At 68.0% G+C, this 26,011-nt stretch carries 25 protein-coding genes; 11 read left to right on the top strand and 14 right to left on the bottom strand.

Annotated elements, in window-relative coordinates:
- Positions 1–59 precede the first annotated feature (59 nt).
- Positions 60–1,244, top strand: coding sequence for an AI-2E family transporter (locus MRBLWH12_RS14725; protein ID WP_363550213.1), 1,185 nt, complete (start codon positions 60–62; stop codon positions 1,242–1,244).
- Here the strand turns inward: MRBLWH12_RS14725 and MRBLWH12_RS14720 are convergent.
- The 8 genes from MRBLWH12_RS14720 to MRBLWH12_RS14685 form a co-directional block, all read right to left on the bottom strand.
- Entirely contained in the window at positions 1,241–1,606 is a 366-nt protein-coding gene (locus tag MRBLWH12_RS14720; RefSeq protein ID WP_363550211.1) for a hypothetical protein, read from the bottom strand. The two genes, MRBLWH12_RS14725 and MRBLWH12_RS14720, sit on opposite strands and share 4 nt — an antisense overlap.
- Positions 1,607–1,706: 100 nt before the next feature.
- A complete protein-coding gene (locus tag MRBLWH12_RS14715) occupies positions 1,707–2,630 on the bottom strand; it encodes an ABC transporter substrate-binding protein (protein ID WP_363550209.1) in 924 nt (307 codons plus the stop codon).
- Positions 2,631–2,685: 55 nt separating this feature from the next.
- Positions 2,686–3,417 (bottom strand): ABC transporter permease, encoded by a 732-nt coding sequence (locus MRBLWH12_RS14710; RefSeq protein ID WP_341976561.1) that lies wholly within the window; start codon positions 3,415–3,417, stop codon positions 2,686–2,688.
- Positions 3,414–4,103 (bottom strand): ABC transporter permease, encoded by a 690-nt coding sequence (locus MRBLWH12_RS14705; RefSeq protein ID WP_341976562.1) that lies wholly within the window; start codon positions 4,101–4,103, stop codon positions 3,414–3,416. The genes MRBLWH12_RS14710 and MRBLWH12_RS14705 overlap by 4 nt, the downstream gene beginning before the upstream one ends.
- On the bottom strand, positions 4,100–4,975 hold the full coding sequence (locus MRBLWH12_RS14700; protein WP_341976563.1) for an ABC transporter ATP-binding protein: 876 nt from the start codon (positions 4,973–4,975) through the stop codon (positions 4,100–4,102). Before MRBLWH12_RS14700 ends, MRBLWH12_RS14705 begins: the two co-directional genes overlap by 4 nt.
- Positions 4,976–5,187: 212 nt before the next feature.
- A complete protein-coding gene (locus tag MRBLWH12_RS14695) occupies positions 5,188–6,612 on the bottom strand; it encodes a dihydrolipoyl dehydrogenase family protein (protein ID WP_363550205.1) in 1,425 nt (474 codons plus the stop codon).
- An 89-nt stretch (positions 6,613–6,701) separates the two neighbouring features.
- Positions 6,702–7,724, bottom strand: a complete 1,023-nt coding sequence (locus tag MRBLWH12_RS14690; RefSeq protein WP_363550202.1) for a zinc-binding dehydrogenase — start codon at positions 7,722–7,724, stop codon at positions 6,702–6,704.
- Positions 7,721–9,127 (bottom strand): MFS transporter, encoded by a 1,407-nt coding sequence (locus MRBLWH12_RS14685; RefSeq protein ID WP_414685007.1) that lies wholly within the window; start codon positions 9,125–9,127, stop codon positions 7,721–7,723. The genes MRBLWH12_RS14690 and MRBLWH12_RS14685 overlap by 4 nt, the downstream gene beginning before the upstream one ends.
- Here MRBLWH12_RS14685 and soxR point away from each other — a divergent pair.
- Positions 9,126–9,671: a redox-sensitive transcriptional activator SoxR gene (gene soxR, locus MRBLWH12_RS14680; protein ID WP_341978274.1), complete on the top strand. Its 546-nt coding sequence runs from the start codon at positions 9,126–9,128 to the stop codon at positions 9,669–9,671. The genes MRBLWH12_RS14685 and soxR overlap by 2 nt on opposite strands.
- A gap of 148 nt (positions 9,672–9,819) precedes the next feature.
- Here soxR and MRBLWH12_RS14675 read toward each other — a convergent pair whose 3' ends face one another.
- A complete protein-coding gene (locus MRBLWH12_RS14675; protein WP_363550197.1) occupies positions 9,820–10,923 on the bottom strand; it encodes a lactonase family protein in 1,104 nt (367 codons plus the stop codon).
- An 11-nt stretch (positions 10,924–10,934) separates the two neighbouring features.
- On the bottom strand, positions 10,935–12,221 hold the full coding sequence (locus MRBLWH12_RS14670; RefSeq protein WP_341976567.1) for an adenylosuccinate synthase: 1,287 nt from the start codon (positions 12,219–12,221) through the stop codon (positions 10,935–10,937).
- 259 nt (positions 12,222–12,480) lie between these two features.
- Between MRBLWH12_RS14670 and MRBLWH12_RS14665 the strand changes: the two genes are divergently transcribed.
- The gene (locus MRBLWH12_RS14665) at positions 12,481–13,410 is read left to right on the top strand and encodes a DMT family transporter (protein ID WP_363550195.1); all 930 of its coding nucleotides are present in this window, start codon (positions 12,481–12,483) and stop codon (positions 13,408–13,410) included.
- Between the two features lie 13 nt (positions 13,411–13,423).
- Here the strand turns inward: MRBLWH12_RS14665 and MRBLWH12_RS14660 are convergent, their stop codons facing one another.
- Together MRBLWH12_RS14660 and MRBLWH12_RS14655 are read right to left on the bottom strand one after the other, a co-directional pair.
- Entirely contained in the window at positions 13,424–14,851 is a 1,428-nt protein-coding gene (locus MRBLWH12_RS14660) for a mechanosensitive ion channel family protein (protein ID WP_363550192.1), read from the bottom strand.
- A gap of 1 nt (position 14,852) precedes the next feature.
- The gene (locus MRBLWH12_RS14655; RefSeq protein ID WP_363550190.1) at positions 14,853–17,012 is read right to left on the bottom strand and encodes an adenylate/guanylate cyclase domain-containing protein; all 2,160 of its coding nucleotides are present in this window, start codon (positions 17,010–17,012) and stop codon (positions 14,853–14,855) included.
- 180 nt (positions 17,013–17,192) lie between these two features.
- Here MRBLWH12_RS14655 and MRBLWH12_RS14650 point away from each other — a divergent pair, with 180 nt between their 5' ends.
- Complete coding sequence (locus MRBLWH12_RS14650; RefSeq protein WP_363550187.1) at positions 17,193–17,900, top strand: Pr6Pr family membrane protein; 708 nt, start codon at positions 17,193–17,195, stop codon at positions 17,898–17,900.
- Here MRBLWH12_RS14650 and MRBLWH12_RS14645 read toward each other — a convergent pair.
- Both MRBLWH12_RS14645 and MRBLWH12_RS14640 read right to left on the bottom strand, forming a co-directional pair.
- Positions 17,827–18,606: an alpha/beta fold hydrolase gene (locus MRBLWH12_RS14645; protein ID WP_363550185.1), complete on the bottom strand. Its 780-nt coding sequence runs from the start codon at positions 18,604–18,606 to the stop codon at positions 17,827–17,829. The two genes, MRBLWH12_RS14650 and MRBLWH12_RS14645, sit on opposite strands and share 74 nt — an antisense overlap.
- Complete coding sequence (locus MRBLWH12_RS14640; RefSeq protein ID WP_363550183.1) at positions 18,603–19,130, bottom strand: PadR family transcriptional regulator; 528 nt, start codon at positions 19,128–19,130, stop codon at positions 18,603–18,605. Before MRBLWH12_RS14640 ends, MRBLWH12_RS14645 begins: the two co-directional genes overlap by 4 nt.
- 177 nt (positions 19,131–19,307) lie before the next feature.
- Between MRBLWH12_RS14640 and MRBLWH12_RS14635 the strand changes: the two genes are divergently transcribed.
- Genes MRBLWH12_RS14635 through MRBLWH12_RS14605 form a run of 7 tightly spaced genes read left to right on the top strand, consistent with a single transcriptional unit; the run spans position 19,308 to position 25,837 of the window.
- Positions 19,308–20,423 carry an AAA family ATPase gene (locus MRBLWH12_RS14635; RefSeq protein WP_363550181.1) on the top strand — a complete coding sequence of 372 codons (1,116 nt, stop codon included), beginning with the start codon at positions 19,308–19,310 and terminating at the stop codon, positions 20,421–20,423.
- An 11-nt stretch (positions 20,424–20,434) separates the two neighbouring features.
- Entirely contained in the window at positions 20,435–21,340 is a 906-nt protein-coding gene (locus MRBLWH12_RS14630; protein ID WP_363550179.1) for a DUF58 domain-containing protein, read from the top strand.
- Positions 21,327–21,818 carry a hypothetical protein gene (locus MRBLWH12_RS14625; protein ID WP_363550176.1) on the top strand — a complete coding sequence of 164 codons (492 nt, stop codon included), beginning with the start codon at positions 21,327–21,329 and terminating at the stop codon, positions 21,816–21,818. The genes MRBLWH12_RS14630 and MRBLWH12_RS14625 overlap by 14 nt, the downstream gene beginning before the upstream one ends.
- The gene (locus tag MRBLWH12_RS14620) at positions 21,809–22,795 is read left to right on the top strand and encodes a VWA domain-containing protein (RefSeq protein WP_363550174.1); all 987 of its coding nucleotides are present in this window, start codon (positions 21,809–21,811) and stop codon (positions 22,793–22,795) included. Before MRBLWH12_RS14625 ends, MRBLWH12_RS14620 begins: the two co-directional genes overlap by 10 nt.
- Positions 22,792–23,970, top strand: coding sequence for a vWA domain-containing protein (locus tag MRBLWH12_RS14615; RefSeq protein WP_363550172.1), 1,179 nt, complete (start codon positions 22,792–22,794; stop codon positions 23,968–23,970). Before MRBLWH12_RS14620 ends, MRBLWH12_RS14615 begins: the two co-directional genes overlap by 4 nt.
- A complete protein-coding gene (locus MRBLWH12_RS14610; RefSeq protein WP_363550170.1) occupies positions 23,967–24,734 on the top strand; it encodes a hypothetical protein in 768 nt (255 codons plus the stop codon). The genes MRBLWH12_RS14615 and MRBLWH12_RS14610 overlap by 4 nt, the downstream gene beginning before the upstream one ends.
- Complete coding sequence (locus tag MRBLWH12_RS14605; protein ID WP_363550167.1) at positions 24,728–25,837, top strand: hypothetical protein; 1,110 nt, start codon at positions 24,728–24,730, stop codon at positions 25,835–25,837. The genes MRBLWH12_RS14610 and MRBLWH12_RS14605 overlap by 7 nt, the downstream gene beginning before the upstream one ends.
- Positions 25,838–26,011 lie beyond the last annotated feature (174 nt).

The raw sequence follows: 26,011 nt of genomic DNA, 5'->3' as shown, positions 1-26,011 counted from the left end.
CCTACTCTAGGAGGTTCCGCCGCCGTCGATCCCAGCTGTGACACCGATATCGTGAGGGCATGAGCAACGACGAATCGACGACACCCGACGTCATCGACGACACCCCGCCCGTCGAGGTGCCGCCGTCGCCCGCCCCCTCCCTCGCATCAGTGCCGCGCGCCGTGGTCATCGAGCCGATGACGCCGAGCCGCTCGTTCTGGACGCGCATCGACCGGCCCTTCGTCTTCGGGTTCCTGGTCACGCTCGGGGGACTCGCGGCTGTTCTGCTGGGTCTTGCCCTGTCGAACCTCGCGACCGTGCTCATCTATATCGCGCTGGCGCTCTTCGCGGCTCTCGGCCTCGACCCCGCCGTCCGGTTCCTCGAGCGGCGCGGCCTCTCCCGCGCCGTGGCCGTGGCCGTCGTGATCCTCGGACTCATCGTGGTCGTCGCGCTGATCCTGTGGATGGTGCTTCCGATCGTGATCGAGCAGATCGCCAGCTTCGTCCGCTCGGTGCCGGCGATGATCCAGGAGTTCACCGCGACCGATCTCTACGCCACCCTCGACAGGCAGTTCGGCGACCAGTTCCAGACCCTCGTCGCCGATATTCAGAAGTTCCTCTCCGACCCGGGCAACATCGCCGCGATCGGCGGCGGCGCCCTGCAGGTGGGTGCCTCGATCGCGACGGGCATCTCCGGCGCCATCGTCGTACTCGTGCTCACGATCTATTTCGTCGCCACGCTTCCCGGGATGAAGAAGGGGATGCTCAGCCTCGCCCCGGCCCGCGACCGCGCCCGCACCGCAGACATCACCGATCTGATCACCGATGCGGTCGGCGGCTACGTGATGGGGATGGTCGTACTGGCCTTCTTCAACGCGATGATCGCTCTCGTGCTGTACACAGCGCTCGGCCTGCCCTTCCCGCCGCTGATGGCGACCGTCGCGTTCTGCGTCACCCTGATCCCGCTGGTCGGCTCCGTGATGTTCTGGGTCATCGGCACCGGACTCGCCCTGTTCACCGACCCGGTGGCCGCGCTCATCTTCGGGATCATCTACCTCGTCTACATGCAGGTCGAGGCGTATGTGATCACCCCCCGCGTGATGAACAGGGCGATCTCGATCCCTGGCTCACTCGTGGTGATCGGCGCTCTCGCCGGAGGCACACTGCTCGGGCTCCTCGGCGCGCTGGTGGCCGTGCCGGTTGCGGCATCCATCCTGATCATCATCAAGCAGGTGTGGGTGCCGCGTCAGGACGCCAGGGTCTAGAGCTCCTGATCGACGATGCCGACGAATCGGCTTCCGACGCCCTCGAACTGGCCGCGATGGTGCCCATCAGCCGCCTTCGGAAGTTCGCCGAGTGCGTGGTGGCGGCAACTGACGTACGTGAAATCGGGCCACCACTTCTTGGGCCTGGTCGTCTCGCTGTAGCCGCACACTTCGCAGGTCAGGGTGACCCACACGGGGCGGGCGCCCTTCTTGCGGTTCGACCGCGACTGGACGAGCCACGTGGGCGGGTCCTGTTCGAGCGCCACGAGCTCGGCTTCGCTCGCCCCGTCGCCGAATCCGTGCCGGTCGGCCATCTCCAGGGAGATGTCGAGCCGTTGGGCGAGATCTCGCTTCGAGATCATGCCGATCTATCCGTTGCCATGGGCTCCATTGTCTCAGGCCGCACGCCCGCACGCAGAGGGGGCCTTCCGATGGTCATCGGAAAGCCCCCTCTCTGTCCGGTCAGAGCAGGCCGTTCTTCTCCAGCCAGGACTTCGCGATGTCGGCCGCCGACTTCTGGTCGACCGTGCTCTGCACGTTGAGGCCCACCAGTTCCTCGGCGGTGAGCTTCGCGCTGATGGCGTTGATGACGTCGGCGATCTCGTCGGCGACGTCGCTCGAGGCGATCGGCACGACGTTCGAGGCCAGGATGATGTTCTCCGGGTCTTCGAGTGCGACGATCTCCTCCGTCTGGAAAGCCGGGTCTGCCGAGTAGATGTCGGCGACCTGGATCTCGCCGGCCAGCAGCGACTCCAGCGTGGTCGGCCCGGTCGCGGAGAACGCCAGGTCGACGCCGTAGACCTCCTTGGCCGCGGCCGGCCCATACGGACGCTCCTCGAACTCGGGAGCGGCGCCGATCGTGACCGGAGTGGTGACCTTCGACAGGTCGGAGATGCTCGTCAGCTTGTTCGCGTCGGCGAAGCTCTTCAGCACCGTGTAGGTGTCCTGATCGGATGCCTCGGCGTACTCGAGTGCGGTGAGGCCATCGGGCAGTGCATCCTGCAGAGCCGCATACACGTCGTCGGGGCTGGTCGCGGTGGCGCTGTCGTCGAGATACTCGAGCAGGTTGCCCGTGTACTCGGGGAACAGGTCGATCGCGCCGGACTCCACGTCGGGCATGTACACGTCGCGCTGGCCGATGGTGAACTGGCGGTCGACCGTGAAGTCGGCCGCCTCGAGGGCCTGGGCGTAGATCTCGGCGATGATCTCGTTCGAGTAGTACGCCTGCGATCCGATGACGATGGTGTCGTCACCGCCGCCGCCTGCGCCGGTCTCCTCGGACGGCGCGTCGAGCGGGTTGCTGCTCGCACAGCCGGCGAGAACGAGGGATGCGGCAAGGGCGAGGCCCCCCGCGAGAGCGAGTCGAGACTTACGTGCTGTGAACATGGGGCTTCTCTTTCTCTGGAGCTTTCTGGGGTCTTGAGGTCGGGGACGCATGCGGTCAGGCGGGCGCCGGTGAGGCGTGGGCAGATGAGGATCGCGCGCGGCGGCGCTCCCGCGCGGGCACCGCGCGCACCCCCGCCGGGACAGCGGCGTGCTGGGCGAGGGCGAGCAGCAGGTCGACGAGCAGAGCGAGCAGCGCGACGAGGATCGCACCGCCGAGGACCTGGTCGAACTTCTGCAGCGGAATGCCCTGGATGATCGGCCAGCCGAGGCCGCCCAGGTTCACGTAGGCGGCGATGGTGACCGTAGCGATGACCTGGAGCAGCGCCGACCGCAGCCCGCCGACCAGCAGCGGCAACCCCAGTGGCACCTCCACTTTCCAGAACACCTGCCACTCGGTCATCCCCATCGCCCGTGCGGCATCCAGCACGCGGCGATCGATCGCCTCCAACCCGGTGTAGGCGCCCGCGAGGAGTGACGGGATGGCGAGGAGCACGAAGGTGATGATCGCGGCCTCCGGCACGCGCAGCACGCCCAGCAGCAGGACCATCAGCACCATCAGGCCGAACGACGGGATCGCCCTGGCGGCCCCCGAGATCGCGACGGCGATCTCTCGACCGCGACCGGTGTGCCCGATGAGCCATCCCGCGGGCAGGGCGATGAGCGCGGCGATCAGGACCGAGATGAGCGTGTAGGCGATGTGCTGGCCGAACAGGACCGGAAGAGCGTAGGTGCCCTGCCACCGATCAGGCGAGAACAGCCAGGCGAAAGCATCGGCGAAAAGGTTCATGCGGCCGCCCTCATCGTCGCCGCCGGGCTCGGCGCGGTCTTCGCGGTCTTCGCCACTGCACGAGTCCAGGGCATCAGCGCCCGCCCCGCGAGCAGCAGCAGGAAGTCGACGATCAGCGCGATCACCACGACGGCGATCACTCCGGCGAGGACCTCCGCGATGATGCGGCGCTGCAGACCGTCGGTGAACAGGTATCCGAGGTTTCGGACGCCGATCAGGATGCCCACCGTGGCGAGGGAGATCGTGCTGACGGCGGTCACCCGGAGACCCGCGAGGATCACGGGCCCGGCGAGCGGGAACTCGACCGCCCAGAATCGCCGGAACGGCGCGAAACCGGTGGCGGTGGCGGCCTGGCGCACACCGTCGTCCACCGAATCGAGCCCGTCTGCGACGGCCCGCACCAGGATCGCGACGGCGTAGATCGTCAGCGCGATGATGAGGTTGGCCTCGCTCCTCGCCGAATAGCCGACGACGGAGGGCAGGAGGATCAGCAGCGCCAACGAGGGGATCGTGTACAGCAGCCCGGTGAGCGCGATGATCGGACCGCGGACGAGGCGGTAGCGCCACGCCACCCATCCGAGCGGCAGCGACAGCAGGAAGCCGAGCACGATCGGCACGACGCTCTGCCGGAGGTGCGCCGCGGTCAGCTCGAGGATGAGCCCGAGGTTGTCGAGGACCCAGGTCACAGCGAGCCGTCCTGCGCACGACTTCCGGCGACGGCATCCGCCGTGTCGGCGACTTCGGCCTGCTCGACGATCGCGCCCTGCGTGCGCCCCTCTGAGTCGACGACGACGGTGCCGCGTGGCGTCTGCTTGAGGTGCAGTGCACGTCGGCCGCGCTCGACGCCGATGAACGCCGAGACGAAATCATTCGCCGGATTCTCGATGATCTCGCTCGGGCTGCCCACCTGCACGATGCGCGCGCCCTTGTCGAGGATCACGACCTGGTCGCCGAGCAGGAATGCCTCGTCGATGTCGTGGGTCACGAAGACGACCGTCTTGTCGAGCTCGTGCTGCAGCCGGATGGTCTCCTGCTGCAGATCGGCGCGGACGATCGGATCGACGGCTCCGAACGGCTCGTCCATGAGCAGGATGTTCGGGTCGGCGGCGAGTCCGCGGGCGACGCCGACGCGCTGCTGCTGTCCGCCGGACAGCTGACTCGGGTACCGATCGGCGAGACTCTGGGCGAGGCCCACGGTGTCGAGAAGTTCCCGTGCCCGCTGATGCGCGGCCGACCGGCTCACCCCGTTCAGCCGCAGCACGGTCGCCACGTTGTCGATCACCGTGAAGTGCGGCATGAGTCCGGAGTTCTGCATGACGTAACCGATGCTCCGGCGAAGCGCGACCGGATCGCCGCCGAGCACGCTCTCGCCGTCGATCTCGACGTCACCGGACGTCGGCTCGACCATGCGGTTGATCATCCGCAGGAGCGTGGTCTTGCCGCATCCCGATGACCCGACGAACACGGTCGTCTTTCGCGAGGGCAGCACGAGGCTGAAATCGTCGACGGCCACGGTGCCATCGGGGAACTGCTTCGTGACGGAACGGAACTCGATCATGGGCTGGTCTCCAGACGGTCGATCGACTCGATTTCGAGCGTATAAGAGGTCACGGACATCCTGGGCAGGGTTGTGCCGACCGGGTTCGATGTGCACACAGATGCACCGCTGACCCGGACGCGCGGCCTACCGCGGAGATCCTTGGTCTGTTCGGAGCCGAAGCACGGACGGATTGGACCGTGCACCGCGCTCGGAGGTGCGAGGTGAGCGAGTCACGCGGAGTCCCGTCCGTACGCCTCGAGCAGCCGGAGCCAGACCTCGCTCATCGTCGGATACGCGGGCACCGCATGCCAGAGGCGGGAGATCGGCACTTCGCCGACGACGGCGACGGTGGCCGCCTGAAGGAGCTCGGCGACGCCGGGGCCGACGAACGTCGCCCCGAGGATCACGTCGCGCTCGGTGTCGACGACGAGTCGCGCCTGGCCTTCGAAGCCGTCCTCGTACAGTCGCGCGCCGTCCACGTGCCCCAGGTCGTAGTCGACAACCCGCACGGCGTTTCCCGCTTCCCGCGCGGCATGCTCGGTGAGTCCGACCGATGCGGCCTCCGGCTCGGAGAACGTGACCTGAGGCACGGCCGCGTGGTCGGCGGTGGCGGCATGACGGCCCCATCCTGCGGCATCCACGGTCTCCCCCTTGGCCCTCGCCGCGATGACATCGCCGGCGGCCCGCGCCTGGTACTTGCCCTGGTGGGTGAGCAGCGCACGGCCGTTGACGTCGCCGACCGCGTAGAGCCAATCCATCCCGGGTACGCGCAGCGTGTCATCCGTCTGGATCCATCGGCCGGGGGTGAGGCCGACGGCCTCCAGGCCGATGTCGTCACTGCGGGCCCGACGCCCGGTCGCGACCAGCACCTCGTTCGCCGTGATCTCACTGCCGTCGTCGAGCGCGATGGTCACTCCGGATGGGTCTCGACGCACCGATGTCGTGCCGGTGCTGGTACGGAGGTCGACGCCGAGCCCGCGAAGGCCTGCGGCGACCCGCTCCCCCGCGAACGGCTCCATCGATCCGAGCAGCTCCCCGCGGGCGATCAGCGTCACCGTCGAGCCGAGGCTCGCGTAGGCGGTCGCCATCTCCACCGCGACAACGCCACCCCCGATGATCGCGAGCGCGTCGGGCACCTCCTGGGCGCTCGTCGCCTCTCGGCTCGTCCAGGGCGACGCGTCACGCAATCCATCGATCGGCGGGATGACCGCATCCGATCCGGTGCTGATCGCGACCGCGTGCCGCGCCTTCAGCACCCGGGTCGCCCCGTCCGCGTCGGTGACGGTGACTTCGCGTTCCCCGGTGAGACGGCCGTGCCCGCGCGCGAGATCGATGCCGGCGGAGTTCAGCCACTGCACCTGTCCGTCATCCGACCAGTTGCTGGCGAACCCGTCGCGGCGGGCGAGCACCGCGCGCACGTCGAGCGCTCCGGTCACGGCCTCGGCCGCACCACCGACGCGCTGAGCCGCGCGGAGCGCCTGCGCCGGACGCAGCAAAGCCTTCGACGGCATGCACGCCCAGTAGGAGCATTCGCCGCCCACGAGTTCGCTCTCCACGATGATCGCGCTGAGCCCCGCCTGCACGGCGCGATCGGCGACGTTCTCACCGACCGGCCCTCCGCCCAGGATGATCAGGTCAAACTCTTCGGTCGCCATCGTCGCCTCTTCCTCCGGGTCTGGCCGCAGAGCCCAGTCTCACCGAAGTGCAACGTCGAGTCACGGACTTTGTTCCGCATCCGACGCGCTCAGGGAATCAGCACGACCTTTCCGCGCTGACGACGCTCCTCGATGGCCGCGTGCGCGGCGGCGGCATCCTCCAGCGGGAACTCGTCGACCGGAGGCGCCGTTCGCCCCTCCGCGACCGCATCGAGCGCACGGCGCTCCAGCACGCGCAGCTGCGTGACCGGACGCCCGAGCGGAACCGTGACCGTGAGGGAGCGTTCGACGATGTCGTCGGTGTCGAGCCGCACGGGCGCACCGCTCGACCATCCGATGATCACGATGCGTGCGCCGCGCCCGAGTGTCTCGACAGCGGCCCTGCCGATCGCGCCGCCGACGCCGTCGAGCAGCAGTGACGGCGTCTTCCCGCCGAGTGCCGCGATCATGCGTTCGGGCCATGTCTCGTCCGTGGCATCCAGTGGCAGAAAACGACCGCGATCAGCCGCAGACACGGCATCGAGCCGCTCGACGACGGCCCGCTTCGCCTCGCCCCCGAAGAGCGCGACCACCGTGGACCCCGCCGACAGCGCCAGCTGGACGAGCTGGCTGCCGAGCCCGCCGGATGCGCCGGGGACGATGACGACGTCGCCCTCCTGCATCCCCGCGTGCTCGAGCACGAGCTGCGCCGTGCGCCCCGTGCCGATCGCGGCGACCGCTTGCGCAAAGGGCACGGCGTCCGGGATGACGTGAAGGGCGGTCGCCGGAGCGAGTGCGAACTCGGCGTACCCGCCGTTCAGGAATCCGACGTGTGCGACGACGCGCGCGCCGAGGAGATTCTCGTCGACGTCGGCCGCCACGGCATCCACGATGCCGGCGACTTCACGGCCGGGCGTCATCGGAAGAAGTGTCTGCGGCATCGCCGCGGGGCCTTCGCCGCGGCGGATGTCGGTATCCACGGCGTGCACGCCCGCCGCGCCGACCCGGATGCGCACCTGACCCTCGCCGGGCTCCGGCATCGGCACGTCTTCAACGGTGAGTACTTCCGGCCCGCCGAGTTCACGCTGAACGACCGCTCTCATGGTTCCCGCTCTCCCGATATCCGTGGTCATGCTTTCGCCTCCGTGCTCGTCGAGGCGCTGCTGATATCCGCCCGTACCCGGGGCGCCAGGACGGCAGCCGCGACGGCGAGGGCACCGGCGAGGGCGAAGACGGCCGTGAAGGGATCCCCGGTGGTCGCCACAGCGGCGAACAACGCCCCGGTGATGGCGAGAGCCAGAGCGCTCCCGAAGGAGTCGGCGACCGTCATCGCCGCGCTGTTGAACCCCTGGGTCTCCGGGGTCGACATTCCGAGCGTCAGCGCACTCGACCTCGGGCTCATCAGCCCCATCCCGGTGCCCGCGATGATCCACGCGACGGCGATCGTCGCGGCATCCCAGCGGAACGCCGCCGTCAGCACCGTCAGAAGGATGCCCGCCAGCACCAGCAGGGTGCCGACCCGCACCGCCGTCACGCTGGACAAGCGCGCACCCATCCGCCCCTGCACCGTCGCAGCGGTGGACCATGCCAGCGCACCACCGGTCAGCGCGAGCCCCGCGAGCGTGGGTGACAGGGCGTACCGATCGGTCAGCAAGTACGGCAGGTAGACCTGCGTGCCGAAGAAGGCGGCGGCACCGAGTCCGCGGACCAGGATGACCGCCGGAAGACCGCGGCCTGCGCGCAGGGTACCCGGCGGAACCAGTGCCCGCACCGCGACGAGCGCGATGATCACCGCGCCGATCGCGAGTACGGGCCCGAGGCCGGGCACATCGCTCAGGAGGTCTAGTGCGAGCACGGCCAGCGCCGCGAGCACCGACCAGCCGAGGCGACCGTAGGCCCACGGCGTCGACGGGTCGCCGGCGTCATCGGACAGTCCTCGGAGCGCGGGAATCACCATGAGCAGTGCCGCCAGGACGAGGATGACGACGCCGAGGAACACCCAGTGCCAGCTCCAGAGCTCCGTCACCGCGCCAGCGAGCGTCGGTCCGATCAACGAGGGCACGACCCAGGCTGCCGCGAACCCGGCGAAGATCGCCGGGTGGAGGTCGGGCGGGTACACCCGGGCGACGACGACATACAGGGCCACCATCAGCGCTCCGCTTCCCAGCCCCTGGGCGAAGCGTCCCGCGACCAGGACCTCCATACTGGGCGCGAGTCCGGCGATCAGCAGGCCGACGACGAAGACGGTGACAGCCGTGTACAGCGGTCCCTTCGGCCCGCGCCGATCCGCCCAGTTGCCCGCTGCGACCATCCCGATCACGCCGGTGGCGAGCGGGCCTGCGAACGCCAGCGCGTACAGACTCTCGCCGTTCAGATCGGCACTCACAACGGGCATCACGGTGGTCACGGCCAGCGATTCGAATGCGCCGAGGAACACGAGCGCGCACGCGCCGATGGTGATCCAGAGATACCCGCTGCTCATGATCCCGGGCGCGGAGGTCTTCGCCGTCCGCACTTCTTCGGTGTTCGTTGTCATGAGGACGACGCTAAGACTTCAACTATGGTTGAGGTCAAGTGACCGGCGTGGCGAGGAGAAGAGCATGCCCCAATTGGTCGGCGACAAGAACCGCCAGCTCACGATCGGCGAGCTCTCCGCCCGCAGCGGGGTGGCCGCATCCGCCCTTCATTTCTACGAAAGAAACGGCCTGATCTTCTCCGAGCGCACCGCGGGCAACCAGCGCCGCTACGGCCGCGACACTCTGCGTCGCGTCGCGTTCATCAGGGTCTCGCAGCGCGTCGGCATCCCGCTCAAGGACATCCGCACGGCGCTCGAGTCGCTTCCCGAAGGCCGCACACCCACGAAGCGGGACTGGGCGCGGCTCTCGCAGCGCTGGCGCGATGAACTCGACGCGCGCATCCGACAGCTGGAGCATCTGCGGCGCGACCTCGACGGATGCATCGGGTGCGGTTGCCTGAGCCTGAACTCCTGCGCGCTGCAGAACCCCGGCGATGTGCTCGGACGCAACGGCGCCGGCCCGATCCGCTGGCTCGCGAAGGGCGGACACCCCGTCGCGGAGTGACGGCTCCCCCGCCGAGTGTTCACAATTCAGGAAGAACAGCAGCGACACCCGGTGCAGCCGGGTGTTTCGGACTGATTCGCCGCAACTTTCCTGAGTTGTGAACGTACCGAGCGGGTGACGGGCCCGCGTGAGAGGGCGGGAGGGCGCCTCAGCGCACCGGCAGGAAGTGCGTCGGCGTCGGGGCGGGTGCCTGATGGCGGATGCCCAGGGGCGCGCCCGTGCGCTCGTCGAGGTCGAGCAGGCTGATCGTGTCGGACCGCTGCCCGGCGACGAGCAGCTTGCCCTCGTGCACGAGGTGGTGCCGCGGCCAGTCCACGCCGGAGTCGGCGAGGGCGATCGGTTCCAGGGCCGCACCGCCGTCACGGACCCGTAGCGCCGCGATCGTGTTGCTGCCGCGCAGCGCCGTGTACAGGAAGGCGCCATCGCGGGTGCGGGCGAGCTCGGCGGGGAAGTCGAATCCGACCTGGGCGATGGGGGCCGACAACGTGGACGACACCACACCCCACTGGCCTTCGCGGGACGCCGCAAGCGTGAACACCTCGCACGAGTACTCGGTGACGACGTGCAGGTGTCCGCTCGGATGCATCACCATGTGCCGCGGCCCCGTGCCCTGCGGCAGCACGACCTCGTGGTCGAGGATGAGACCGCTCGCGGAGGCACGCCAGATGCGCACCAGATCGAAGCCGAGGTCGGTGGTCGCGATGCGGCCGTCCGGAAGGAACGCGGCGGCGTGCGCGTGCGATTCGCGTTCCATGCCGCTTTCGGCATACGGGTCGGATGCGGCGATGCCTGTGCCCGCGGGGGCGGCGTCATCCGGGTCGGGTTCGCCGAAGAATGCGGCACGCAGCGCGGCCGCACGGTTGTCGGTATCCGGGATCAGCCGGCCGGCGGCGTCGACACCGATGCGCACCACGCGGCCGTCGCCGTAGCAGCTGGCGATCAGCGAGGAGCCGCTCGGCGAGACGGCGACGTGGCAGACGTACTTCCCGACCGGCACCGGCTCTCCGAGTGGCGACAGCGACGACTCGCCGGTGCGCGCGAAGGCCTGCACCGCGGCATCACCCTCCAGCGCCGCGTAGACGACATCGAGGGTCGGATGCTGCGCCAGCCACGACGGCGACGGCGTATCGGTGACCGCACCGCGATAGGCGAGCGACGTGGCCTCACGCCCTTCGTCTCCCGCCAGCATCCCGATGCCCGCGGCCGAACCATCCATGCCGGGGCCGTAGCCGCCGATCCAGAAACGTGTCACGAGTGCGAGGCTCAGTCGACCAGGTCGTGACGGACGATGACCTGATCGCGCTCGGGCCCGACGCCGATCACCGAGATGCGGGTGCCGCTCATCGCCTCGAGTGCCAGAACGTAGTCCTGCGCGTTCTTCGGCATGTCCTCGAACGTGCGCGCGGTCGAGATGTCCTCGCTCCAGCCCGGGTAGTACTCCAGGATCGGCTTCGCGTGGTGGAAGTCGGTCTGGTTCACCGGCACCTCGTCGAAGCGCACGCCGTCGACGTCGTAGGCGACGCAGACCGGGATCTGCTCAAGGCCGGTGAGGATGTCGAGCTTGGTGAGCACAAGATCCGTGATGCCGTTCACCCTGGTCGCGTAGCGCGTGATCGGGGCGTCGTACCAGCCCACCCGGCGGGGACGCCCGGTGGTGGTGCCGAACTCGAAGCCGCGCGAGCGCAGCCATTCGCCCTGCTCATCGAAGAGCTCGGTGGGGAAGGGACCGGAGCCGACGCGGGTCGTGTACGCCTTGACGATGCCGACGATGCGGTCGAGGCTGCCGGGGCCGACACCCGATCCGGTCGAGGCGCCACCGGCGGTCGCGGACGACGAGGTCACGAACGGGTAGGTGCCGTGGTCGACGTCGAGCATGGTCGCCTGGCCGCCTTCGAAGACGACGACCTCATTGCGATCGAGGGCCTCGGCGAGGAGGTAGCCGGTGTCGGCGACCATCGGACGCAGCCGCTCGGCGTAGGAGAGCAGGTCTTCGACGACCTCGTCGGCGGTGATCGCGCGACGGTTGAAGATCTTCACCAGCAGGTGGTTCTTCTGGTCGAGTGCGCCCTCCACCTTCTGGCGCAGGATGTTCTCGTCGAAGAGATCCTGCACGCGGATGCCGACGCGGTTGATCTTGTCGGCGTAGGCCGGGCCGATGCCGCGGCCGGTAGTGCCGATCATGCGCTTGCCGAGGAAGCGTTCGGTGACCTTGTCGAGCGTGCGGTGGTACTGCGTGATGATGTGCGCGTTCGCGCTGACGCGCAGCCGGGAGACGTCGATGCCACGGGCCGAGAGCGCCTCGAGCTCGAAGAAGAGCACTTCGAGGTCGATGACCACGCCGTTGCCGATCACCGGGGTCACTCCGGGCGAGAGGATGCCGGAAGGCAGCAGGTGCAGCGCGTACTTCTCGTCGCCGACGACGACGGTGTGCCCGGCGTTGTTGCCGCCGTTGAACTTCACCACCCAGTCGGTGCGCTCACCGAGCAGATCGGTGGCCTTGCCCTTTCCTTCGTCGCCCCACTGCACGCCGATGATCACGATTCCTGGCATGGGTAACCCCCCTGCTTTCGCCGGGCTTGCACCGGCCGATGAGCTGGCCCTATTCGGGCGGTCCCCATCCTACCGAAGGGCTGTACAGATGCCGTTGGGCCGGTGCCTCACGCCGAAACGAGGGTTCCCTCAGGAGACGGAGTCAGCCTCACTCTGCTTCATGCCGGAAAGGCTGGCTCGGCAGACCTGGCGGGAAATGGACGACGGATGGCGTTCCAGCCGGTCGCCCGATGTCGGTGGCCGCTGGGAGTATCGGTAGATGCCAGAAGTCACCGGCCGCACCCCGGCCCTGTCGAGCGCCGCCGTCGACAAGTCGCGCGCCCCGCTCGTTCTCGTCGCTGCGCTCGTCACGGTCGTGCTGTGGGCGTCGGCATTCATCGGCATCCGCGGAGCCGGCCCGCACTACGACCCTGGCGCCTTGGCGCTGCTGCGGATGGCCGTCGGCTCCGTCGCGCTGGGGATCATCGCGCTGCGGCACGGCATCCGCATGCCCGAGCGCCGCCACTGGCTGCTCGTGGTCGTCTGGGGCGTCGGCTGGTTCTGCGTCTACAACCTGGCTCTCAACAGCGCAGAGCTCACGCTCGATGCCGGCACCGCGGCGATGGTCGTGAATCTCGCGCCTCTCATGGTCGTCGTCTTCAGTGGCCTGTTCCTGCGCGAGGGCTTCCCCAAACCGCTGCTGATCGGGGCGCCGATCGCTTTCCTCGGCGTGGTGCTGATCGGCATGAACTCCTCGACGAGCGCCGGTCTCGACATCACCGGTCTGCTGCTCGCCCTGCTCGCGGCCGTGATGTACGCGGGCTGCACGCTGGTGCAGAAGCACCTGCTGACCTCGGGGGTCGACGCGACGACGCTGACCTGGCTCGGAGCGATCGTCGGCACCATCGCGCTGCTCCCGTGGGTGGGCCGTCTCGTCGCCGACCTGCAGACGGCGCCGCTCGATGCCACCCTGTGGGTCGTCTATCTGGGCATCTTCCCCACCGCGATCGCCTTCACGACCTGGGCCTACGTTCTGCAGCGCAGCACCGCAGGGCAGACCTCGGCGACGACGTATGTCGTGCCCGCGATCGCAATCCTGATGTCGTGGATGATCCTCGGCGAGGTCCCCACGCTGATGATGTTCATCGGCGGGGCGCTCTGCCTGCTGGGCGTTCTCGTCACGCGGATGCGACGGCGCGCTCGAACCTGACCGCGCGCGGCGTTCAGCGCGAGGAGAGCGTGTTCGCCGAGACCCCGGAGCGCGCCAGAGCCTCCTCTGCCTGCGACCGCTTCAGTTCGAGCGACGCCCCTATCTCCGCGGCGAGCCGTGGTCGCACGCGCACGAGGTCGTCCACGACGGCGAGTGGCAGCACCAGCACCGTGAGGATCTCACTCGCGGTCGTCGCGACCCTGGTGCGCTCGCGGGTGAGTGCACTCTGACCGATGAGCTCGCCGGGCTCGCTGACGCCGACGTCGATGCGTGCGTCGCCGATCTCCACGCGCAATGACGCACGACCCGAGACGATGATCCGCACCTCGTCGGGAACGACTCCCGCCGGCAGCACGACCTCCGCGACGCCGTAGCGCTCGAGCCTCGCCCCCTCGAGAACGCCCTCGCGATCCTCCTCACGCAGGTGCAGCGTGGGACCGACGGCATCCAGAGCCTGAGCCAGTCGAGCCGGATCGGCGACCGGATCGGTGGCATCTCCATCCAGGGCGAGCCCCCGGCGCCGCGCCGCGTACCAGAGCCAGGAGAGGTACACGGTCAGCGCCTGTGGAGCGTCGGGCGGTGCAGTGACCGGAACGGAGACCGTGTATGCCGCAGCACCCGAGTACTCGACGCTGGCCCGCTCGCCGACCGCTCGCATCGGCAGCCCGTCGGCGAGTTCGACCAGCAGCGACATCACCTCGTGCGGAGGGTCGTCCGTGGAGAACTTCAACGACGCCGTCGCCCAGTACGGTCCTGCCGGTTCGCTCATGTTCGTGAACGAGGCACCGGACAGGGTCGCGTTGGGCACGATCTGGATGCCGCCGCCGGTCTCGATGTGCACGGCGCGCCAGTTCACCTCGACCACCCGGCCTTTGACACCGCCGGTGTCGAGCCAGTCCCCGATCTTGAACGGCTGTTCGAACAGGAGGAGGAGCCCGGAGATCACACCGCCGACGGCATTCTGAAGCGCCAGACCGATGACGAGCGACCCGACGCCGAGGGCGGCGAAGAGGCCTCCGACGTCGGCCCCCCAGACCCAGGAGAACAGGATGGCGAGACCCACCACGACGAGGATGAGGCGGGCGATCTCGACGAAGATCGTGGGGATGCGCTGCTGCCAGGTGCCCACTCGCGCATTGGCGAAGAGGGCGACGTTGAAGGATGACAGCACGAGCAGGATCACCAGGAACCCGAACACCGTCGCGACGACCCTGACCCATACGGCGTCGGCCGGGGACTGGATGGCGAAGGCGAGCAGGGCGAAGAGGGCGCCGACCGGGACCACCCAGTTGCGCATGAGCGTCAGCGGACCTGCGAGCGGATGCTGACGACGACTGAGGAATCCGATCAACTCGGTCAGGACGACGAGCAGGGTCGGAACCCCCACGGCGAGTGCGATCACCCACCAGCCCCAGCCGTCTGCGAACGCCTCCTCGATCATCTCAGGCCACCTTCCAGACGGTCTCGGTGCGTCCCTGAGACTCGACGGTCCCCGCCTCGACGTAGGTGTAGCCCTCGCGGGTGCGGTCGTAGACGGTCTGGCTGACGTAGACCCCTGGCTCACCGGTCACCGATCTGACCCGGTAGGCCAGGCTCACGGCATCCCCCCACAGGTCGTAGGCGAGACTCGTGCGGCCGACGAGGCCGCTGGTGACGGTGCCGGTGTCGACGCCGGCGCGCAATCCGATCGACGTGCCGTTCTGCGCGTTGAACCGCTCGATCACGTCGACCAGGCTTCTCGCGAACTCCACGCTGCGGCGCACGTTGTCGACCCGCGGCACGGAAAGACCCGAAGACGCCAGGTAGCCGCCGCGAAGGGTGCGGACTTTCTCGACGCCGGTCTTCTGCGCTGCTTCGTCGAATCCGCGCATGAGCGCGTTCAGGTAACCGATCTCCTCTTCGCCGTTGAGATTGCTGGCGAGTTCGTCGAATCCGGTGAGCTCCGCGAAGACGACCGATACGTTCTCGTGCGCCTCGGCGATCGCCTCGTCGCCCTGCTTGTACCGTGCGGCGACGCTCTCGGGCATCAGGGTGTGCAGCAGCTTCTCGTTCTCGATGCGCTGCTCGTCGATGAGCTCCTGCTTGATCCGCAGGCTCGACGCCATGTCGTTGAATGCGTTACCGAGGTCGCCGAATTCGTCTCGTGATCCCTGCGGCACCTGCACCGCGAGATCACCGGCGGCCACGCGACGCACCGCCTCGACGAGTCGGTGGATCGGCCGCGTGAACACCTGGGCGAGTACCAGCGAGAGCAGAGAGACTCCGAGGAGGATGCCGAGCAAGGAGAGCAGCACATTGCGCGTGAAATCGGCGACCGGCGCGAACGCCTCAGCGGTGTCGATGCGCGCGATGATCACCCAGTCGAGGCCGTCGATCTCCAGGGGGGCATAGGCGGTGACGCTGTCGCCGCCGATGTAGTCGCGCCCCACGATCGTTCCACTGCGTCCGGCCTGGGCCTCCTGCACCGCTGTCGTCTGCACGGGCTGCAGAAGAACCGTCCCCTTGATCTCGCCGATGCGCTCCGCGATCGTCGGGGCGATCCCGCCGGCGATGAGCTGTTTGACGTAGGCCTCCGGGTCTTCCTCGAGGCGGCGAGAGGTGCTGCGCATGAGATCGTCACGACCGACCAGGTAGACCTCTCCGGTGTCGCCGAGTCCCTGGCTCTTCCACCCCTCATTGCCGGTCATCACGTTGTTGACGGCATCGAGGGAGACCTGGAAGGCGATGGCACCCGTGATGCCGCTGTCGTTGCCGACCGGGGAGATCACCCACATCGTGGGGATGTTCATGGAGGGGATCCAGCGCATGAAGTCGGTGATGCCGAGCGCGTCGACCGAGTTCGTCGCGATGGTGTCGCGATAGGTCTGCGCGAAGGCGGTATCGCGGTACGGGCCGGTGTTGAGATTCGTGCCGAGGTCGACGCCCTTGTACGCCGAGAAGACGACGTCTCCCTCGAGGTTGAGCAGCAGAGCATCTTCGTAACCGGCCTCCTCGATCAGCCGTGAGAAGTAGTCGCCGTAGCGCTCGGCCCCCGCGGAATAGGACGATCCGTCGCCGGAGTCATTCGCGCGCAGCAGGGTGTCGTAGTCCGCGTCGAAGTCGAGGTTGCGCGTCGTGTACTGGAGCTGGAGGTAGCGGCCGGCATTCGACTCGGGGATGAATGCCTCGGTCCCGTACTCTTCGCCGGTGCGATCCTCGAGCGCGGGAACGAAGGTGTTCGAGTAGTACGCCTCGAGCTGGTCCTGCTGCTCGTCGGTGATCACCGTCTGCTGCAGCTCGTCGAAGGCCGCGTTCAACGTCGTCGAAAGCGTCTGCGCGCTGAGGTTTCGCGAGTGCAGCGACGCCGCCTCTTTGGCGTCCTCAACGGCCTCGAGCACTTCGGAGGCGCGCATGGACCGGATCGTGATGAGCTGGTCGATGGCCGCGTCATGCAGCGCCTGACGCCCGTTGACGAAGCCGACGGCGCCGATGACGATCGACGACAGCAGGCTCACCGCAAGCAGCATGATGAGGAGTTTCGACTGGATGCTGAGCCCGCCGCGCCGGCGCCGCACCCTGTCTCCGATGCCTGTGCCGACCATTCCCGTGCCGGTGTCGCTCATGTGCCCTCCGCTGTGCCTGATCCGCCCGTTGTCTCCCCGCCCCGGCCCCCAGGTCAGACACTAGCCACATATCGGCGTGCCAGCCACGAAACGGGGCGGATCAGCCCTGCCCCCGGCCTCGAACGCGCCGAAGCCGCGCGGCTCGGCAGAGCGGTCGGTATTCTGACGCGCGGAGGAAACATGACGACCTGGTGGCCCTACGCACGATTCGCAGCATCCGCACTCGCACTCGCCGCGATCATCGCGCAGCTGTCCCGCTCACTTCAGAACGCCCTCGCTGCAACGACCGACTGGGGTGGGCATCTGCTCACCGTCGGCACGAACTTCCTCAGTTTCTTCACGATCGAGTCGAACCTCCTGGTGGCGATCGTGCTGGCCATCGGCGGCATCTGGGCGCTGCGCCATCGAGGCGACACAGACTCCGAACCGCAGTGGTTCGCGGTGCTGCTCGTCTGTGTGAGCACGTACATGATCGTGACCGGCATCGTCTACAACCTGCTGCTCAGGAATGTGGAACTGCCCCAGGGCGTGACCGTCGTCTGGGCGAACGAGGTGCTGCACGTCGTCATCCCGCTGTTCCTGCTCGCCGATGTGCTGTTCGCCCCGCGGCGCCGCATGGTCGGCTGGAGCACGGTGCTCGTCGCCGCGATCTATCCGATCGTCTGGGTCGTGTACACACTCGTCCGCGCGAACCTCATCGTCGCTCCGGCGACGGGAGAAGCCTGGTGGTATCCGTATCCGTTCCTGAATCCGCACTCCGTTCCGGGAGGGTACCTGGGTGTCAGCGGCTACGTCGTCGGCATCGCGGCAGCCATCATCGCCGTCGCCTGCTTCGTGGTGTGGGTGGGACGACGTCGCGATCGACGAAATCCACGATCGTCCGAGTGAACAGCTCCGGGTCCTGGATGCTCCAGACGTGCGGCATGCGCGGCGCGATCCAGGTGCGCGTCTGCGGCATCGCCGCCTCGAGCGCGGGGAACGCCGCCCGCACACTCTTCGGCTCCCGTTCCCCGGCGATCGCGAGCATCGGCCCGGTGTAGTCGAACCTCCCCGCCTGCATCGATCCGGCGAAGACCTCGCCGTACATGCCGTGCGCCGTCTCCTTGCTCACGCCGGTCCCTGCCGCGATGAACCGCTCTCGGGAGTCCGCCGGAATGCGGAACATCGCGGCCTGCATCCGCCAGAACCATCGCCGTTCCCAGACGGCCAGCTGCAGTTCGGCGACGCGACGCTCGATCCCGCCGAGGCCGAGCATCATCGCCCCGGTCACCATGCAGGAGCGCACGACGTCAGGGTGACGGGCCGCAAGATGGACGCCGATCACTCCGCCCATCGAGAGTCCGACGACGTGCGCGCGTCCGCCAACGGCGCGCTCACGGATGATCGCCGCGATGTCGTCGGCCGCTCCACCGAGTCCTGGCCAGCGCTCCGCGGCGCGCGTGTCGAAGCCGATCACGTCGGGGGTGATCAGATGCCGGCCCATGAGGGCCTCGACCTGCGGCTCCCACATCCAGCTGCCGACGTTCCCGCCGTGCAGCAGGATGATCGACTCCCCCGACCGCGGCCCGTGCTCGATCGGGTACTCGGCATTCATCGAGCCACCTGCGCTTCCAGCATCCGCCGGGTCGAGCGGAGCCAGTCGAGCTCTGCCTCTCCCTGCTGCAGTCCCGAGTCGAGCGTCGCGACACGGAGCAGGGCGTCGAGATCGCCGCTCGGCCGGGGCAGCGCTCGCAGCTGATCGAGTCCGGCGCGCACCATCGCCTCTCGTTCATCGAGGAGCGCGAGGATGCCGTCGACGCCGAGAGGGGCGGCGAAGAAGAGCCGCGCGAGGAACGGCTCCTTGGGCTGCAGGTCCTCCAGCGGTGCACGGAGCCATCCCGCCAGCTCTGCTCTCCCCGTCTCTGTCAGCGCGTGCACCCGACGATCGGGCCTGCCCTGCTGCGGAATCGTACGGGTGGTGATCGCCCCGTCCGCCTCGAGGCGGTCCAGCGTGCGATAGATCTGCGATTGGTCGGCGTGCCAGAAGTGCGCGACGGAGCGCTCGAAGGCGCGACCGAGGTCGTACCCGCTCTGCGGGGCGAGATCGAGGAGCCCGAGGATGGCATGACGGAGCTGCATGTTTATAGGATTACACATATATAGGACAATGCAAGTATTAAGTGGCTCGTCAGCCCCTCGCAGATGGGGATTTGTGCCCACGGCCGGATGGTTCTCGCACAAACGCCAGCGGTTACGCTGTCTGTCTGGGGGAGATGACCGCATCGCGCCTCCCCTGCGTCAGCGAGGAGACAAATCATGATCGATCCATACCCCGCAGCAGGTGCGGCCTCCGCTCCTCCGCCTCCGCCCGCGCCACCGGCGCCGGCCCCGCCCGCACCGTCGGCACCGCCGACTCCCGCCCCCTCGGTCGCTGCGGGAGCCAAGGCAGCCCCCACGGACTCTGAGATCGCGCGTGCCGGCGACATCCTCAAGATCATCTCCGACGCGTACTCGGCGAAGATGGTGGGTCAGGAACGTCTGCGGATGAGCTTGCTCGTCGCCCTCATCGCCGGCGGCCACATCCTGCTCGAGAGCGTCCCCGGGCTTGCCAAGACCACGGCCGCGAGCACCCTCGCCGACACCGTGAAGGCACAGTTCAAGCGCATCCAGTGCACACCGGATCTGCTGCCGAGCGACATCACCGGAAACCAGATCTACGACGCCGCCACCGGGTCGTTCCGCACGGTCCTCGGCCCCGTGCACGCGAACTTCGTGCTGCTCGATGAGATCAACCGCTCCAGCGCGAAGACGCAGAGCGCGATGCTCGAAGCGATGCAGGAGCACCAGACCACCATCGGCGGTGAAGTGCACCACCTGCCCAAGCCGTTCCTCGTGATCGCCACGCAGAACCCGATCGAGCAGGAGGGCACGTACGAGCTGCCCGAGGCGCAGATGGACCGTTTCCTGCTCAAGGAGATCGTCGAGTACCCGAGCCCGGCCGACGAGCTCGAGATCCTCACCCGCATCGACTCCGGCGTGCTCGACCCCGAGCGCCATGTGACGAGCGCCGTCACCCTCGACGACGTGCATCTGCTGCAGGACGTCGCCAGCCGCATCTACGTCGATCCGGCGATCCGCAACTACATCGTGTCGATCGCGTACGTCACCAGGAACCCGGCACCGTACATCGGCGAGGAGCGCGCCCGCTACATCAAGTACGGCGCCAGCCCCCGCGCGAGCATCGCGTTCCTGCAGGCGTCCCGCGCTCTTGCGCTGCTGAACGGCCGTGCGCATGTACTCCCCGAGGACATCAGGGAGCTGCGGCACCTCATCCTCCGGCACCGCGTACTCCTCACCTTCGAGGCCGACGCCGAAGGCATCCGCAGCGAGGAGATCATCGACCAGATCTTCGCGGCTGTACCGACCCCCTGACCCTTCGACCCATGGCCAGCCTGATCACCCAGGTGAAGAGCAAGCTCTTCATCCACTCCTCGCGCAAGTCGATGCATGCGTTGGACGGCGCCTATGCGTCGCTGCTGCACGGCCGCAGCCTCGACTTCGAGGATCTGCGCAAGTACGAGTACGGCGATCAGGTGCGCGACATCGATTGGCGGGCGACGGCCAAGCAGGGCACGCCCCTGGTGAAGCGTCATCGAGCGTTGCGGATGCACACGGTGCTGTTCATCGTGGACACCGGCCGTTCCATGCAGGCGCTGGCATATGACGAGAAACCCATGAAGGACCTCGCCATCATCGCGACCGGCGCCCTGGGCGTCCTGGCCCTCCGGCATGGCGACGACTTCACCGTGGTCTACGGCGATGCCGGTGGGGTACGGCGGCGCGCTCCCGGTCGCAGCGAGGGTGCGCTCGAGCATGCCCTGCGCACGATCGACACCGCGATCCGCGAGAGCGCGGCACCCAGCGCCCGAGACGACCTGCTCTCGTTCGTGACCCGCACGATCTCCCGGCGGATGATCGTGGTCGTGGTGACGGACGAAGCACCGATCACGGATGAGACGGAGCGCACGCTTCGCCGGATGCGCGTGCAGCACGACGTGCTGTGGCTCACGCTCCGTGACGCCGACCCGGTTCTCGACCATGCCACCGGACGCATACGTTCCGATGTGGACAGCCGATGGGAGGTTCCCGAGTTCGTGCAGGGCGACCTCGACATCGTGCGGGAGCTCACCGCGCAGAGCGAGGCGGATGCTGCGCGCCTGGTTGAGGTGCTGAAACGTCTCGAGATCAGCCATGCCTCCCTGGACGGGCAGGACGACGCCGTGCCGCAGCTGCTACGGCTGCTGGCATCGCGATCAGGATCCGTGCGGGGTGCCAATGCCCGGCTCTGACGAGTTCTACCCTCCCGCCCAGTACGGCTGGGGATGGATGCTGCTCGCGATCGGCGTGCTCTCGCTGCTGGTTCTCGCCGCCTGGCTGGTGATCTTCCTCACTCGGCCGCGCCGCAGCGTCACGATCGCCGGGGCATCCGAGGCGCCTCCGCTGCTGACGGTCGACGTCCTCTCCCAGCTGCGCGTCGAGTACTTCGATCGCATCCAGCGGGTCGAGACCGATTATCGCGAGGGACGCCTGTCGGCGCGGCACGCGAATCTCGAACTCAGTCGAGTGGTGCGCACCTTCGTGAACGAGTACAGCGGCCTCGAAGCACCGGTGCTCGCGCTCGACGACCTCATCGCCCGCGGCGTGCACCCCGCGCTCATCGACGCGATGGGCCGGCACTACTATCCGAGCATCTTCCGCCAGGGTCCGGCGATCGATCCCCTCGCCGGCGCCGAGGCGGCACGGACGGTGGTGCGCACATGGCACTAGCGAACTTCTGGATGATCATCGTCGCGATCGCGGTCATCGTCGTGGCCATCGCGATCGGACTCGTGCTCGGCCTGCGCCGCGGTTCGCGTGGTGGCACCGAGGAGACGGCCCGGATCGCCCGCGCCGAGCGACTGCGCGCGCTGCCGACCTATCGGCAGGCGCTCCGCCGCCGCGTGCTCGCGCTCTCGGGGATCCTGATCCTCGGCACGATCGCGACGGTCGCCGCCGGGGTCGTTGCCGCGCGCCCCATGTCGTCGCAGACGATCCAGCCCGTGAACACCAGCCGCGACATCATGCTCTGCCTCGACGTCTCCGGCTCGATGAGCGAGGTCGACGTCGAGGTGCTGTCCGTCTTCGAAGAGCTGCTCGCGGACTTCGAGGGCGAACGGATCGGACTGACGATCTTCAACAGCTCGCCGGTGCAGATCTTCCCCCTCACCGACGACTACGACTTCATCCGTGAGCACCTCGCCGATATCCGGGAGAGCTTCGACTACATCGACGAGGTGCCGGAGCACTGGGTCGGCACGCTCAACGGTGCCGGAGCATCGCTCATCGGCGACGGTCTCGCCGCGTGCGCGCTGGGCTTCGACCACCCCGACCAGGAGCGCTCGCGCTCGGTCATCCTGGCCACCGACAACGAGGTGAACGGAGCCTCCATCGTCACACTCGAAGAAGCGGCTGCGTACGCCAAGTCGAAAGGCGTGCGGGTCTTCGGCCTGAATCCGGTGCAGGGAAAGGATGCGGAGGTCAGCGCTCAACTGACGGAGGCCGCCGAGATGACGGGCGGCACCGCGTACGGGCTGCGCGACACGACGACCGTCGCCGACATCGTCGCCCAGGTGCAGGAGCAGGAGGCGACCGAGCTGCGCGGTCAGGCCCAGGTGGTGTGGACCGACACCCCGAACCTCTGGATCGTGGTGCTCATGATCGCTGCGCTGTCGTTCATCGTGATGCTGTGGAGGGTGCGACTGTGATCTTCCAGCCTGTTCTGCATCCGCTGCTGCTCCTGCTGCTGTGCGCCCCTGTCGCCGCTGTCGCGGTGATGGCCATGGTGCGTTCCAAGGACAAGGCTCTCTGGGCGCTGCGTCTGGTGCTGCTGCTCGCCTGCTTCGTGATGTTCCTGCGCCCAGGGATCCCGGGCGGCGCGACCCAGACTCTCGCCACCGACACCGACATCGTGCTGGTCGTCGACACCACGGCGAGCATCGTCGCCGAGGACTGGAATGGCGAAGAGCCGCGCCTGGACGGCGTGCGCGACGACATCCAGGCGATCGTCGACGAGTACCCCGGTGCGCGCTTCGCCCTGATCACCTTCGATGCGTCGGCGCAGCTGCGGTTGCCGTTGACCACCGACACCACGGCGCTCATCTCGTCGCTGGAGGTTCTCCGGCCGGAGGTCACCAGTCAGTCCCGCGGCAGCTCGATCGGCATCGCCAATCGGCTCCTCACCGACACGCTGAAGGGGGCATCCGAACGCGCGTCCGACCGTTCGCGGATGGTGTTCTACTTCGGCGACGGCGAGCAGACGGCCAGCTCCTCTCCCGAATCCTTCCGCTCCAGCGCGAAGTATGCCGATGCCGGCATGGTCTTCGGCTACGGCACCAGCGAGGGCGGACCGATGAGATTGACCACCGGTTCGGTCGGCGACGGCGACGCGGAGTACATCGAGAATCAGGGCGAGCCCGCGATGTCGGTCATCGACGAGCAGACCCTGCAGACCCTCGCCGGCGAACTGGGGCTCGAGTACCAGCACCGCACGGCGGATGCCGAGCCGGAGCTGCCAGAGGCACCGACGACCACGACCAGCTACTCCGAGTCCGGCTCGGTCGGCAACGTCATCGAGCTGTACTGGATCGCAGCCCTTGCCGTCGTCGCCCTCCTCGGCTTCGAGTTGGCACGCGCGACGATGCTGATCGCCCGGCTCCGGCAGCAGGGCGCGCCGGCATCGACATCGGCTGCGGGCGTTTCGTCTCGCTCCGCTCGCTCAACGACCGGGGGAGAAAGCTCCGCTCGCTCAACAACCGGGGGAGAAAGCCCCGCTCGCTCAACGACCGGGGAATCCACCCCCCGGTCGTTGAGCGACGAGCGCAGCGAGGAGACGAAACGCGCCTCTCCGGCGTCGACGCCGAATGAGGGAGGTGCCTCATGAGCGAGACCCCCCACGCCGAGGCGGCATCCGCCCTGCTGGCATCGAATCGCAGGCGCCGCCGCATCCGGTTCTGGATCGCGATCGGCACCCTCCCGCTCACGCTCGCCGCGCTGCTGTTCGTCGGCAAGCTGCTGAGCATGTACGCATTCGCGCACCAGTCGATCACCTCCTATGTGGTCGGCGACTATTCGTCGTCGGAGTCCGCGGCCCGCGGCCAGGAGTTCCTCAACTGGTTCGAGCCGTACAAGGCTCCGTACAACGTCGGGACGGCACTCGGCGCCGCCGAACAGTTGCCGCAGGCGCAGGTGAAGCTCGAGGAGGCACTCCGACTCGCGCAGGGCCTTGAAGTGTGCGCCGTCCGCATCAACCTGGCGCTGGTCGTCGAGCGGAGAGGCGACGCGGCCAGAGCGGAGGGCGACGGTGTCTCGGCGGCCGAGTTCTACGGCGAGGCGCTGACGGTGACGCTGGAGACTCCGGAGGAGTGCAACAGCGAGGACGCGCAGAACCAGTCGCCGGATCCGAACCGCGACATGAGCGAGTCTCTCGAGCAGCTCAAGGATCGCCTGCAGCAGAAGCAGCAGGAGCAGCAGGAGCAGCAGTCACCCGAGGAGCAGGAGCAGCCCGAGGAGCAGCAACCGGAACCGCAGCCCTCGGAGGAGAAACTCGAGGACCTGCAGGAGAAACTGGAGCAGGGCACCGAGGAGCGCGACCAGCAGCAGAACGGCGACGACCCCGGGGGATCGGGAACGGACAAGCCATGGTGACGGATCACGAGAAGCAGCGCGCCCGGTACGTGGCGGGTACCGAGGGCGCTCCGCCGCTGCCTCCGCCCGGCGGCTATGCCGGTGCGCGGCGAGCGCAGTCTCCGTCATGGCCTCTCCCTGCGACACCCGCGCAGCCGACAGTGGTGACCGCCGAGTCCACCACGCAGCCGTCGAGCGCCCTCGGCTGGATCGCCCTGGTCAGTGGCATCCTCTTCGCGCTCATCCTGCTCGGCACCCTCGTCGCCGGTGGCACCGACCTGCTGTACGGCGTGACGATGCTCGCGCTGCAGCTCGTCGTCGTGGCCGTCATCATCGCCGCGCTGGTGACGAAGAGAGGACGGATGCTGGGCGCCGTCGCGCTGGCGATCACCCTGGTGCTGAATGTCGCGACCGTCGGCGCAATGAGTGCGGTGCAGACCTCCGCCTCCGGCAACTACGACGGAATGAAGTCCGACGAGCAGAAGCACGAGGAGGCGTACCCGGGGATCAAGGACACCGACCCGGGGGACATCCTCGGTCAGTCCTCGCTGGAAGAGGTGCGCGCCGCGTCGGAGAGCCTCCTCACCGAGATCCGCGAGCGCCTCAGTGAGGAGTTCGGGTACACCTGGGTCGAGGCGGGTGCCGAGGATCTCCGTCCCGAACGCAACGGTTACGGTGGCGAATCCATGCTGGTCGAGTTCACCTCGCCCGGCTGGGCGACGAACGAGCCGATCCAGGACTACGACGAGAAGCTCGAGGTGATGGCCGTCATCAACGAGGTCGTCACCGCGCACGGGCTGTGGGAGCTGTACTCGTTCAACGACCCGTCCTCGGGTCTCGAGCCTTCGATGCTCGCGAAGCTCTACGGCACCGACGACCCGCGCACGCAACACACCTGGGAGTACTACACCGAGAACTATCCGGAGCCGCTGCGGTTCTACGCGAATGTCTTTGACCTCTCGAACGACTCCACCGGAGACTTCCTGAAGACCCGTGAGGCACAGAACACCCGCACTGGCGAGCCGCTCGAGGGATTGCAGATCGCCGTCCTGGCCAGTCAACTGCTCAGCGAGTCCGATCGTGCGGAGTTCGAGAAGAAGCTCGGCGAGTATCCCGGGTTCTGATCGCCGAATGTCGTCGATGGACATTCGGTCGGACATCCCGCACTTCTGAACCATCCGAGAGGGCGCGCCCGGCCTCGGAATCCCCCTGATTCACAGGCATCTGACGCCCCAGACAACTTCGGACAACGGCCGCCGATCCGGCTCGCGTCGAGGCCCCGGTTGTCTTACGCTGTC

Origin of the sequence: Microbacterium sp. LWH12-1.2, assembly GCF_040675825.1 — a bacterium.
Lineage (GTDB): Bacteria > Actinomycetota > Actinomycetes > Actinomycetales > Microbacteriaceae > Microbacterium.
This window is presented reverse-complemented; position numbering and strand designations above follow the sequence as displayed.

Excerpts from the sequence above, each read along its gene's own strand:
- MRBLWH12_RS14725 (WP_363550213.1), top strand. The coding sequence starts at position 60 with ATGAGCAACGACGAATCGACGACACCCGACGTCATCGACGACACCCCG.
- MRBLWH12_RS14720 (WP_363550211.1), bottom strand. The coding sequence starts at position 1,606 with ATGATCTCGAAGCGAGATCTCGCCCAACGGCTCGACATCTCCCTGGAG.
- MRBLWH12_RS14715 (WP_363550209.1), bottom strand. The coding sequence starts at position 2,630 with ATGTTCACAGCACGTAAGTCTCGACTCGCTCTCGCGGGGGGCCTCGCC.
- MRBLWH12_RS14710 (WP_341976561.1), bottom strand. The coding sequence starts at position 3,417 with ATGAACCTTTTCGCCGATGCTTTCGCCTGGCTGTTCTCGCCTGATCGG.
- MRBLWH12_RS14700 (WP_341976563.1), bottom strand. The coding sequence starts at position 4,975 with ATGATCGAGTTCCGTTCCGTCACGAAGCAGTTCCCCGATGGCACCGTG.
- MRBLWH12_RS14695 (WP_363550205.1), bottom strand. The coding sequence starts at position 6,612 with ATGGCGACCGAAGAGTTTGACCTGATCATCCTGGGCGGAGGGCCGGTC.
- MRBLWH12_RS14690 (WP_363550202.1), bottom strand. The coding sequence starts at position 7,724 with ATGACCACGGATATCGGGAGAGCGGGAACCATGAGAGCGGTCGTTCAG.
- soxR (WP_341978274.1), top strand. The coding sequence starts at position 9,126 with ATGAGGACGACGCTAAGACTTCAACTATGGTTGAGGTCAAGTGACCGG.
- MRBLWH12_RS14685 (WP_414685007.1), bottom strand. The coding sequence starts at position 9,127 with ATGACAACGAACACCGAAGAAGTGCGGACGGCGAAGACCTCCGCGCCC.
- MRBLWH12_RS14670 (WP_341976567.1), bottom strand. The coding sequence starts at position 12,221 with ATGCCAGGAATCGTGATCATCGGCGTGCAGTGGGGCGACGAAGGAAAG.
- MRBLWH12_RS14665 (WP_363550195.1), top strand. The coding sequence starts at position 12,481 with ATGCCAGAAGTCACCGGCCGCACCCCGGCCCTGTCGAGCGCCGCCGTC.
- MRBLWH12_RS14660 (WP_363550192.1), bottom strand. The coding sequence starts at position 14,851 with ATGATCGAGGAGGCGTTCGCAGACGGCTGGGGCTGGTGGGTGATCGCA.
- MRBLWH12_RS14655 (WP_363550190.1), bottom strand. The coding sequence starts at position 17,012 with ATGAGCGACACCGGCACGGGAATGGTCGGCACAGGCATCGGAGACAGG.
- MRBLWH12_RS14650 (WP_363550187.1), top strand. The coding sequence starts at position 17,193 with ATGACGACCTGGTGGCCCTACGCACGATTCGCAGCATCCGCACTCGCA.
- MRBLWH12_RS14645 (WP_363550185.1), bottom strand. The coding sequence starts at position 18,606 with ATGAATGCCGAGTACCCGATCGAGCACGGGCCGCGGTCGGGGGAGTCG.
- MRBLWH12_RS14640 (WP_363550183.1), bottom strand. The coding sequence starts at position 19,130 with ATGCAGCTCCGTCATGCCATCCTCGGGCTCCTCGATCTCGCCCCGCAG.
- MRBLWH12_RS14635 (WP_363550181.1), top strand. The coding sequence starts at position 19,308 with ATGATCGATCCATACCCCGCAGCAGGTGCGGCCTCCGCTCCTCCGCCT.
- MRBLWH12_RS14630 (WP_363550179.1), top strand. The coding sequence starts at position 20,435 with ATGGCCAGCCTGATCACCCAGGTGAAGAGCAAGCTCTTCATCCACTCC.
- MRBLWH12_RS14625 (WP_363550176.1), top strand. The coding sequence starts at position 21,327 with ATGCCCGGCTCTGACGAGTTCTACCCTCCCGCCCAGTACGGCTGGGGA.
- MRBLWH12_RS14620 (WP_363550174.1), top strand. The coding sequence starts at position 21,809 with ATGGCACTAGCGAACTTCTGGATGATCATCGTCGCGATCGCGGTCATC.
- MRBLWH12_RS14610 (WP_363550170.1), top strand. The coding sequence starts at position 23,967 with ATGAGCGAGACCCCCCACGCCGAGGCGGCATCCGCCCTGCTGGCATCG.
- MRBLWH12_RS14605 (WP_363550167.1), top strand. The coding sequence starts at position 24,728 with ATGGTGACGGATCACGAGAAGCAGCGCGCCCGGTACGTGGCGGGTACC.